Source organism: uncultured Aquincola sp. (assembly GCF_964001545.1).
Taxonomy (GTDB): domain Bacteria; phylum Pseudomonadota; class Gammaproteobacteria; order Burkholderiales; family Burkholderiaceae_C; genus Aquincola.
Window position 1 is genome coordinate 1 of record NZ_CAXFDV010000636.1, and the last position, 9,791, is coordinate 9,791.

The following is a 9,791-nucleotide window of genomic DNA, read 5'->3' on the forward strand; positions in this document are numbered from 1 at the left end:
AGCCGTCTAGCACCGCCAGGTAGCTTTCGCCGGGCACGCCGAAGGCGGTGTCCACACCTTGTGCAACGAGGGCTTCGACCAGGGCGTGGCCGGCGGGGCGAGTGTTCATGAACGGCTTGGAGAAAGTTTGAAGAAGGGCTGCTTCGATCATACGGGCGGGGCCTGCCCGGCCCTCGTCTCCCCCACAAGAGCGCCCCCGCTGTCACCCCCATCGGAGCCCCCTTCCTTGAAGCGGCGCGGGGGTGTTGCCGCTCGAGGCGCCCGCCTACCTTTGACTCACGGTCCACGCAGCTTCGCGACAGGGCCGGGCTTGCCCAGGAGGCTCATCTTGAACATCCACCTCAACCCTCAACACCGGCGCCTGCTGTTGCGGCTGGCCGCTGCAGCGGCCGTCTCCACCGGGCTGTCCACCGCCCTGGCCTTCAAGGTGGACATGTACGCCATCGGCAACTGGAGCGGCGGCACCTGCGCGCCCGGCGACACCGACGCCGACCGCGCCGCCTGGCCCGGCATGGCCAACGCCTGGTACCAGCGCATGGGCGCAATGGGCCATGCCAAGACCGGGCAGTTCATCGACGGCAGCACCACGCTGCGCCGCTTCTGCGACCCGCGCTACGACGCGGCCTGCGCCGACTTCAGCTACATCGACTGGCCCGACGCGGCCATCCTGGCGGCCCACGGCTTCGACGCCGGCAATGCCTGGGGCGCCTTGATGCGCAACAGCTGGAAGGGCCAGTGCAGCCTGAAGATGGGCACCGCCGGCGGCACCACCTTCCTGGGCGACAGCAACCTGAAGTTCATGCATGCCTCGTCGTGCTTCAGCCTGAACCAGGACTACTTCGCCAACATGCGGGTGGCCATGAAGGAACCCGGCACGCCCAAGGGCCTGCATGTGTTCACCGGCTTCCACGGCATCATGTGGATCAGCAGCAGCTTCAACGGCGACTATGCCGACACCGCGCAGGACGGGCACTTCATGCCGGTGGCCACCGCGTGGGTGACCAACCACTACAAGAACAACCAGTTCAGCTGCGCCGCCTACGACCCGCTGGGCTGGTTCGGCACCTGCCAGGACCAGTGCCCCACCGCCATGACCGTGGGCCCGACCGGCGGCAACGCGCTCAACCGGCTGCTCAACGAGCGCTACAACAACAGCGCCGCCTTCGGTCCCCCCAGCGGCAATGCGCACTACGCCTGGATGGGCTACCGCGGCTGCGACCCCGTCGGCCAGAGCCCCTTCAATCCCTGAGCCGCGCAGCGCCCCACGCAAGGACACCACCATGAACAAGCACACCCGCATCGCGGCGGCCGCGCTGGCCGCCGTGGCCACGCTCACCGGCCTGCAGGCGCAGGCCCAGAGCCGCCAGGACGAACTGCAGAAGACCGTGGCCGCCGCGCTGTCGCGCGCCCTGCCCAACGGCCCTGGCGAGACCGTCAACCGCCTGATGAACATCCGGCCCGATGGCGCCATCTCGCGCGGCTTCAACCCCGGCCGCGTGGCCCAGGCCACCTTCGGCCGTGGCAGCCCGGTGCCTGCGCCCGACTGCCGCCAGGCCACCACCGCGCAGAAGGAAGCCGACGAAGGCGACTGCACGCTCGACGCCGGCTCGCGCGACGACGCCACCGGCGCCTACACCATGCTGTCGTTCAGCAAGAACATCGGCATGGGCAACATCAAGTTCTACCGCCGCCCGGCCTTCAAGCCCGGCAGCGAAGACGCGCCCCGCCCGCTGCGGCTGAGCGACGAAGAGGCCTACAAGCAGGCCCTGGCCTTTGCCGAGCTGCTGGGCATTCCGAAGTCGGAGATTCCGCAGCCGCCGCCCGGCGCCAAGAACCCCTACCCCGTGCGCACGCTGATGGCCGGCATCGCCGACGAGGCCGGCCAGCAAGGCAAGCAGTTCGAGCTGCAGAAGGTGGTGGTGCTGCCGCGAGCCTTCAACGTGCCGGGCGGCCTGCTGCGGGATGCGGCCAGCGGCATCCAGCTCAACCATGCGATTGCGCCGGGGCAGGCCGTGATCGCGGTCAACGATGCCGGCGTGCAGTTCGCGCGGGTCGATGGCTGGTTCGATGCGCAGATGGACCCCAAGCTGGACGCCAGGCTGGTGAAGTCGGCCAGCGCGCTGGTCAATGAGATCACCGAGGACCTGTACAACGAAGGCGTTCGGCGCGTGGGCTCGCTGTCCATCCTCATCGGGCTGCGCAAGGCCTACCCCAACCCCGACGACCCCAACCCGCCGCTGTGCCCGGTGTGCGGGGTGATGCGGCCTGCCCTCAAGGTCATCGTGTCGCAGGCCGGCCCCGGCCGCGTGGAATCCACCGAGAAGGCCTTCTTCGCGCCCGGCCTAGTGCGCGAGTACGACCTGGTGCAGCAGACGGAGGCCGAACGTGCGGCCCGCTGAAGCCCCTTGCCTTGCCCCCTTGACCTGCCCCACCGGAGACTGCCCATGAACCCTCGTCATCGCACCCCCCGCCCGCTGGCCGCCCTGGCGGCTGCATTGGCCTGCGCCGGCCTGTTGCCCAGCGCCCAGGCTGCCGTCTCGCCCAGCGGCGGGCCCGATCTGGCTGGCCGCTTCACCGACATCGCCTACGGCAGCAGCGGCAATGTCTTCGAGCTGGTGCCGCAGCTCTTCATCACCGGGCTGGGCAGCGCCGGCAGCCCCAGCAGCGTCACGGCGCTGAACCCCGCGCTGGACTACAGCGTGCAGCTGGGCGGCGTCGGCACCGGGCTGATGACCATCGACTACCGCATCACCAACAAGAGCATGAGCGAGAGCTTCTCGCAGCTGCGCTTCATGGTGTTTGCCAACCCCGATGGCCAGCAGACCGACTTCCTCGACCGGGCCAGTGAAAGCTGGGGCGCGGCGCTGCCGGGTGAAGCCGCGCGGCGCGAGGTGCATGCCTTCACCAGCGATCCGTTCAACAGCATCCTGGGCCGCTTCAGCGCCAATGCCAACCTCACCGACGGCGCGCCCGATGCGGCCTGCCTGGCACCCGGCGGCTGCGATGCGGTGATGGGCCTGCAATGGAACACCGCCACACTGGGCCCCAACGAGCGGCTGACACTGCGGCTGGCGCTGTCGGACGACGGGCAATCCATCTCCGGCCGCTCACTGAGCTTTGCCGGCGTGGGCGCGGGCGGCAGCAGCCTCACCATCTCGGGCCTGGCCACGGTGGCGGCGGTGCCCGAGCCTTCCACCTGGGCGATGGCGCTGGCCGGGCTGGTGGCGGTGGGCAGCCTGGCGCGGCGTCGCTCGGCGGCTTCGCGAGGCTGAGCGGGGCCCGGCGGTGGGGTGCTGACATGCGCCGCATGAACTGGCGAGGCGCGGGCGGCTACTGGCTGGTGGCGGTGGCGGCCTGCCTGCTGTGGGCGGTGTGCGGGCCGCTGGCGGCTGCGCCCGTGGATGCGGCTTCCGCGCCCGCGGGATCGGCCAGCGGCGCGCCCGGTGCGTCCATGCCGCCAGGCGCCCCTGCGTCGCACCCGCCTGAGGCGGGTGCTTCCACCGCTGCGCCACCCGCGCCCGACATGGCCGAACGCCTTCGCCGTTGCCACGCGCATCCCGTGCGCGCGGTGCGCGAAGAATGCCTGCGGCAGTTGCGGCGCGAGGCCGGCGCGCGCTGAGCGGACCCCGCCCGCTTCAGCCGCCGGTCGCGTTCATGGGTCCGCCCTGCTGCGCCTCTTGCGCACGCTGGGCGATGTGGCGGTAGACGGTGCTGCGGTGCACGCCCAGCGCACGCGCCGCTGCAGCCACACGGCCCTGGTGGGCCTGCAGCGCGCGGTCGATGGCCTCGGCCGTCAGGCTGCGGAGGTCGGCGCCCGGCGTATCGGCGGCGGCGGATGCCGCTGCGCCCAACGGCAGGCCGATCGACTCGCCCGCAGGCAAGCCGGCGGACTCCGGCAGCGTGGGCGTGGCCACCACCCGCGGCGCCGCGGCCGGCGGCAGGTCGGCCACGCCGATGGTGCTGCCCGCATCGGCCAGTGCCACCAGCGTGCGCAGCGTGCTGGCCAGCTGGCGCAGGTTGCCGGGCCAGGGTCGCGCGGCCAGGTCAGCCAGCGCCTCGGCCGACAGCTTCAAACCCCGCGCCGGGCCGCCCGCCTGCGCGAACAGCCGCTCGATCACCGCCGGAATGTCGCGCCGGTCGCGCAGCGCCGGCAGCGCCACGATGTAGTCCTGCAGCCGGTAGTACAGGTCGGCGCGGAACTGGCCGGCCTCCACCATCGCGGCCAGGTCGCGGTGGGTGGCGCACACCAGCGCAAAGTCCACCGGCACGCTGCGTCCACCGCCCAGCGGCGTCACGCTGCGCTCCTGCAGCACACGCAGCAGGCGCGACTGCAGCAGCAGCGGCATGTCGCCGATCTCGTCGAGAAACAGCACCCCACCATCGGCCTCACGCACGCGGCCGATCTGGCCCTTGCGCTGCGCGCCGGTGAAAGCGCCTTCGGCATAGCCGAACAGCTCGGCCTCCACCAGGGTTTCGGGCAGCGCGGCGCAGTTCAGCGCCACGAAGGGCCCGCGTGCACGCTGGCTGCGCTGGTGCAGCAGGCCGGCGAACACGTCCTTGCCGGCGCCGGTTTCGCCCTGCAGCAGCACCGAGCTGCCGGCGTCCAGCACGCGCACCGCGCGGGCCAGCAAAGGCTCCAGCGTGTCGTCGGTGACGAAGCCCGGTGCGGGGCGAAGCGACGGCGCCACGGCCGGCCGCGCGGCGGCGGCAGCCACCACCACCGGGGTTTGCCAGGCGGCGGCAAAGCCATCACCCGCCTGGGTGGTGAGCAGGCCGGCACTGCCTTCCAGCCGGCGCCACTGGCGGTCGAACAACTCGTCCATCGGCCGGTCGAGCAGCGCGCCCCAGCGCAGCCCCAGCGCCCGCAGCGCGATGGAGTTGGCGCCGACGATGCGGTCGTCTTCCAGCAGCAGCACCGCTTCACGTGCGGTGCCCAGCATCGTGGCCTTGGTATGAAAGCGCAGCAGCCGCCGGCCCTGCGCATCGGCATGGATCAGCCGGTGCTCGATCTGCTCGCCGGCCAGCTTGACCAGCGCCAGCGCATGCTGGTGCATCTCCGAGGCACTGCCCGAGACGTCCAGCACGCCCAGCACCTCGCCGCGCGGCGAGAGGATGGGCGCGGCCGCGCAATGCAGGATGTGGTGTTCGTCCAGGAAGTGCTCGGCGCCGCGCACTTCCAGCGCCTGCCGCTCCACCAGCGCGGTGCCGATGGCATTGGTGCCGCACTGGCCTTCGGACCAATCGACCCCTGGCTGCAAGGCCACCCGCTGCGCGCGGCGCAGGAACTCGCTGCTGCCGCCCTCTTCCAGGATCAGGCCCTGCGCATCGGTGAGGATGAGCACGCTGCGGGTATGGGCCATCTGCTCGGCCAGCGCTTCCAGCTCGGGTTGCGCATGGTCGATGAGCTTGCGCGAGGCTTCCAGCCGGCCGGCGAACACCGAGCGCGCCAGCGGCTCAGGCCCCGGCACCAGGCCACGGCAGCGCTGCCAGGACCGTTCGATCCACTGCGGCAGCGGCTTGGCGGCATCCACGGGCCAGGTGCCCTCTTCGATGAACCGGCGCCGCGCGGCCTGCATCTGGGCTGCTTCGGCGGGGGAATGTTGCATGCGCTGTCTCCGCGTCTCGTCCGGTCGCGTTTTGCGCCTGCCGCCGCAGCGGCTTGTCGCAGCTTGCGACAACGCGGCGGGGCCGTCTGTCGCAGCCGGCCAGACCACGGCCGGCTGCAGCGATTGTGGAGCGGCATGCCCACCATCGCTTCCCTCGGCAGCGCAGCGGACTTCGGTGAAAACCCGGGGTGAGGTGGCACAGGCTCTGCAGAAAGAGGGTGCAGCGCGCCGCAACGCCAAGGCCGCTCGAAGTCCGCAACCCGCCACCTCTGGAGACACGTCATGAACATGCTCGAACCCGGCCGCTTCGGCACCCCCGTTCCCTTCAAGAAGCGCTACGGCAACTACATCAACGGCCAGTGGGTCGAGCCCACCCAGGGCCGCTACTTCGAGAACGTCACGCCCATCACCGGCCAGGTGTTCTGCGAGATCCCGCGCTCCACCGAAGAGGACGTGGAACGTGCGCTGGACGCGGCCCACGCGGCCAAGGCCGCCTGGGGCAAGACCTCGCCGGCCGAGCGTGCGGTGGTGCTCAACAAGATCGCCGACCGCATCGAAGCCCACCTGCCGATGCTGGCCGCCGCCGAGACCTGGGACAACGGCAAGCCCATCCGCGAAACCACCTTCGCCGACCTGCCGCTGGCGGTGGACCACTTCCGCTACTTCGCAGGTTGCGTGAGGTCGCAGGAAGGCAGCATCTGCGAGATCGACCCGCAGACCTATGCGTACCACTTCCATGAACCGCTGGGCGTGGTGGGCCAGATCATCCCGTGGAACTTCCCGCTGCTGATGGCGGTGTGGAAGCTGGCGCCCGCGCTGGCCGCCGGCAACTGCGTGGTGCTCAAGCCGGCCGAGCAGACGCCGGTGTCCATCCTCGTGCTGATGGAGACCATCGGCGACCTGCTGCCGCCGGGCGTGGTCAACGTGGTCAACGGCTTCGGCCTGGAATGCGGCAAGCCGCTGGCCAGCAGCAAGCGCATCGCCAAGATCGCCTTCACCGGCGAAACCTCCACCGGCCGGCTGATCATGCAGTACGCCAGCCAGAACCTGATCCCGGTGACGCTGGAGCTGGGCGGCAAGTCGCCCAACATCTTCTTCGCCGACGTGATGGGCAAGGACGACGCCTTCTTCAACAAGGCGCTGGAAGGCTTTGCGCTGTTTGCGCTCAACCAGGGCGAGGTGTGCACCTGCCCTTCGCGCGTGCTGATCCAGGAATCGATCTACGAAGCCTTCATCGAACGCGCGGTGGAACGCGTGCGCGCCATCAAGCAGGGCAACCCGCTGGAGATGAGCACGATGATCGGCGCGCAGGCGTCCGACGAGCAGCTGCAAAAGATCCTGGGCTACATGGACATCGGCCGCCAGGAAGGCGCAGCCTGCCTGATCGGCGGTGGCCGCAGCGTGCTGGAAGGCGACCTCAAGGGCGGCTACTACGTGCAGCCCACGGTGTTCAAGGGCCACAACAAGATGCGCATCTTCCAGGAAGAGATCTTCGGCCCGGTGGTGTCGGTCACCACCTTCAAGGACGAAGAAGAAGCCCTGACCATCGCCAACGACTCGGCCTACGGCCTGGGCGCCGGCGTGTGGACGCGTGACATGAACACCTCCTTCCGCGTGGGCCGCGGCATCCAGGCCGGCCGCGTGTGGACCAACTGCTACCACGCCTACCCGGCGCATGCCGCCTTCGGCGGCTACAAGCAGTCGGGCATCGGCCGCGAGAACCACAAGATGATGCTGGACCACTACCAGCAGACCAAGAACCTGCTGGTCAGCTACAGCGACCAGGCGCTCGGCTTCTTCTGACGCGGCCTTCTGGCGCGCATGGCCCGGACCACCGGGCCCCTTTTCCAGTTCCCGAGGAGACAAACCCGTGACCACCTTCCCCACGCGCTGGGGCGGCCCGCTGCTGGCCGCTGCTTTCACCGCCACCTTCGGCCTGCCCATGGGCAGTGCCCTGGCCAACGACGACCTGGCCAAGTTGACAACACAAGAAGGCCAGTGGCCGATGTATGGCCGCGACTACGCCAACACCCACTACAGCCCGCTCAAGCAGATCGCCACGGGCAACGTGAAGAACCTGAAGCTGGCCTACACGCTGCAGCTGGGCGCGCTGCGCTCCAACGAGTCCACGCCCATCGTGGTGGGCGACACGCTGTACGTCTCCAGCTCGTGGGGGCCCAAGACGGTGTTTGCGCTGGACGCCGCCACCGGCGCCATCCGCTGGCGCTACGAGCCCGACCTGCCCGGCGACACCATGCAGTACGGCTGCTGCGACGTGGTCAACCGCGGCGTTTCCTACGGCAGCGGCAAGATCTTCGTCGGCCGGCTCGACGGCCACCTGGTGGCGCTGGACGCCAAGACCGGCCAGGAGCTGTGGGACACCAAGGTGGTGGACTACAAGCAGGGCGCGGTGATCACCTCGCCACCGCTGGTGGTCAAGAACACGGTGGTCACCGGCTTCGGCGGCGGCGAATACGGCGTGCGCGGCGCGCTCAGCGCCTACGACATCCACACCGGCAAGCAGCTGTGGAACACCTACACCACCGCGGGCGAAGGAGACCCCAACAGCGCCAGCTGGAAGGGAGACAGCTGGAAGAACGGCGGCGGCGCGGCCTGGCTGATCGGCAGCTACGACGCCAAGACCAACACCATCTTCTACGGCACCAGCAACCCCAGCCCGTGGAACAACGCGCTGCGCGGCCCCGACAGCAGCGACTATGGCGCCACCACCAACCTGTACACCAGCTCCACGGTGGCCTTTGATGCCGACACCGGCAAGATCAAATGGTGGCTGCAGGGCACGCCGTACGACGCCTGGGACTTCGACGGCGTGAACGAGGCGGTGCTGACCGACCTGAAGATCGACGGCAAGAGCCAGCCGGTGATGATGAAGGCCGACCGCAACGGCTTTTTCTACGTGGCCGACCGCAGCAGCGGCAAGCTGATCTCGGCCAAGCCCTTCGTGCCCACCAACTGGGCCACCGGCATCGACCTGGCCACCGCACGGCCGATCGAAGTGGCCGACAAGCGCCCGCGCACCGGCCACAACGCCAGCGACATCTGCCCCAACCTGCTGGGCGGCAAGAACTGGCAGCCGATGTCCTTCCATCCGCAGACGCAGCTGGTCTACATCCCGGCCAACAACGTGTGCATGGACATGGCCGCCACCGAGGTGCAGTACAAGAAGGGCACCATGTACCTGGGCAAGGAGTTCCCGGCCAAGCCCGGCCCCGGCGACTTTCTGGGCGAGCTGGTGGCCTGGGACCCGGTGAACCAGCGCAAGGCCTGGGGCCTGAAGGAAACCACCCCCTTCAACGGCGGCACCCTGGCCACCGGCGGCGGCCTGGTGTTCGCGGGCAACAACAGCGGCCTGTTCCGCGCGCTCGACGCCAAGACCGGCGAGGTGCTGTGGCGCATGAACCTGGGCTCCGGCATCGGGGCCGGCCCCATGACCTTCACCGCCGGCGGCAAGCAGTACGTGGCCATCGTGGTGGGCCGCACCGCGTCCATCCCTGCCTTCCTGGGCGACCTGGGCAAGACCATGCTGTCCACGCCCGAAGGCGGCGCACTGTTCGTCTTCTCGCTGTGACGGGCCGGAGGCTGACGATGACGACCTGTCTAGACAAGTGGCGGGCAACGGCGGTGGTGGCTGTGCTGGCGGCCACCGTGGGCAGCGCCGAGGCCGCGCCGGCGGCAGCCGCCGCCGAAGGTCCGCTGCGCGCCTGCGCCGACCCCGACAACCTGCCGTTTTCCAGCGCCGCCGAAGGCCCCAAGGGCTTTTACGTGGAATTGGCCGACAAGCTGTCCGAGGCCCTGGGCCGCGGCAGCGCGCAGGAGGTGTGGTACCCCACGCTGTACGGCAAGCGCGCGGTGCGCAGCACGCTGCTGGCCCAGCGCTGCGATCTCTACATCGGCCTGCCCGCCGAAGGCGACTTCATGCGGCCGCAGGTGGTGATGTCGGCGCCCTTCATCGTGCACCGCTATACCCTGGTGCTGCCGCCCGGCCAGCGGGTGGACGGCCTGGCCGCGCTGCGCGGCCAGCGGGTGGCGGTGCAGCTGCTCACGCCGCCGCACCATCTGCTGGCCACCACGCCGGGCATGCAGGCGGTGACGGTGCGCTCGGCCGAAGAAGGCCTGCAGGCCCTGGCCGACGGCCAGGCCGACGCCGCCTGGCTGTGGGGCCCG

General features: G+C 69.9%; 9 protein-coding genes. 7 read left to right on the plus strand and 2 right to left on the minus strand.

Features of this window, described 5'->3' with window-relative positions; all coding sequences use genetic code 11:
* On the minus strand, positions 1-109 hold a 109-nt coding region (locus tag ABNT58_RS22200; protein WP_348755587.1), incomplete at its 3' end, for a thiamine pyrophosphate-binding protein.
* 219 nt (positions 110-328) lie between these two features.
* On the opposite strand from ABNT58_RS22200, the gene ABNT58_RS22205 reads away from it, so the two are divergent.
* From ABNT58_RS22205 to ABNT58_RS22220, 4 genes are read left to right on the plus strand one after another with little or no spacing between them, the layout of a single operon-like run.
* Positions 329-1,249, plus strand: coding sequence for a DUF6345 domain-containing protein (locus ABNT58_RS22205; protein ID WP_348755579.1), 921 nt, complete (start codon positions 329-331; stop codon positions 1,247-1,249).
* 31 nt (positions 1,250-1,280) lie between these two features.
* Entirely contained in the window at positions 1,281-2,399 is a 1,119-nt protein-coding gene (locus tag ABNT58_RS22210; RefSeq protein ID WP_348755580.1) for a hypothetical protein, read from the plus strand.
* A gap of 45 nt (positions 2,400-2,444) precedes the next feature.
* Positions 2,445-3,272, plus strand: coding sequence for a PEP-CTERM sorting domain-containing protein (locus ABNT58_RS22215; protein ID WP_348755581.1), 828 nt, complete (start codon positions 2,445-2,447; stop codon positions 3,270-3,272).
* Between the two features lie 35 nt (positions 3,273-3,307).
* A complete protein-coding gene (locus ABNT58_RS22220) occupies positions 3,308-3,619 on the plus strand; it encodes a hypothetical protein (protein ID WP_348755582.1) in 312 nt (103 codons plus the stop codon).
* Positions 3,620-3,635: 16 nt separating this feature from the next.
* Here ABNT58_RS22220 and ABNT58_RS22225 read toward each other — a convergent pair whose 3' ends face one another.
* Positions 3,636-5,606 (minus strand): sigma-54-dependent Fis family transcriptional regulator, encoded by a 1,971-nt coding sequence (locus ABNT58_RS22225; protein ID WP_348755583.1) that lies wholly within the window; start codon positions 5,604-5,606, stop codon positions 3,636-3,638.
* 282 nt (positions 5,607-5,888) lie between these two features.
* Between ABNT58_RS22225 and adh the strand changes: the two genes are divergently transcribed.
* The 3 genes from adh to ABNT58_RS22240 all read left to right on the plus strand — a co-directional run.
* The gene (gene adh / locus ABNT58_RS22230; protein WP_348755584.1) at positions 5,889-7,409 is read left to right on the plus strand and encodes an aldehyde dehydrogenase; all 1,521 of its coding nucleotides are present in this window, start codon (positions 5,889-5,891) and stop codon (positions 7,407-7,409) included.
* A gap of 67 nt (positions 7,410-7,476) precedes the next feature.
* A complete protein-coding gene (locus tag ABNT58_RS22235; RefSeq protein ID WP_348755585.1) occupies positions 7,477-9,195 on the plus strand; it encodes a PQQ-dependent dehydrogenase, methanol/ethanol family in 1,719 nt (572 codons plus the stop codon).
* Positions 9,196-9,212: 17 nt separating this feature from the next.
* Positions 9,213-9,791 (plus strand): transporter substrate-binding domain-containing protein (locus tag ABNT58_RS22240; protein WP_348755586.1); only part of this gene is annotated, 579 nt, incomplete at its 3' end.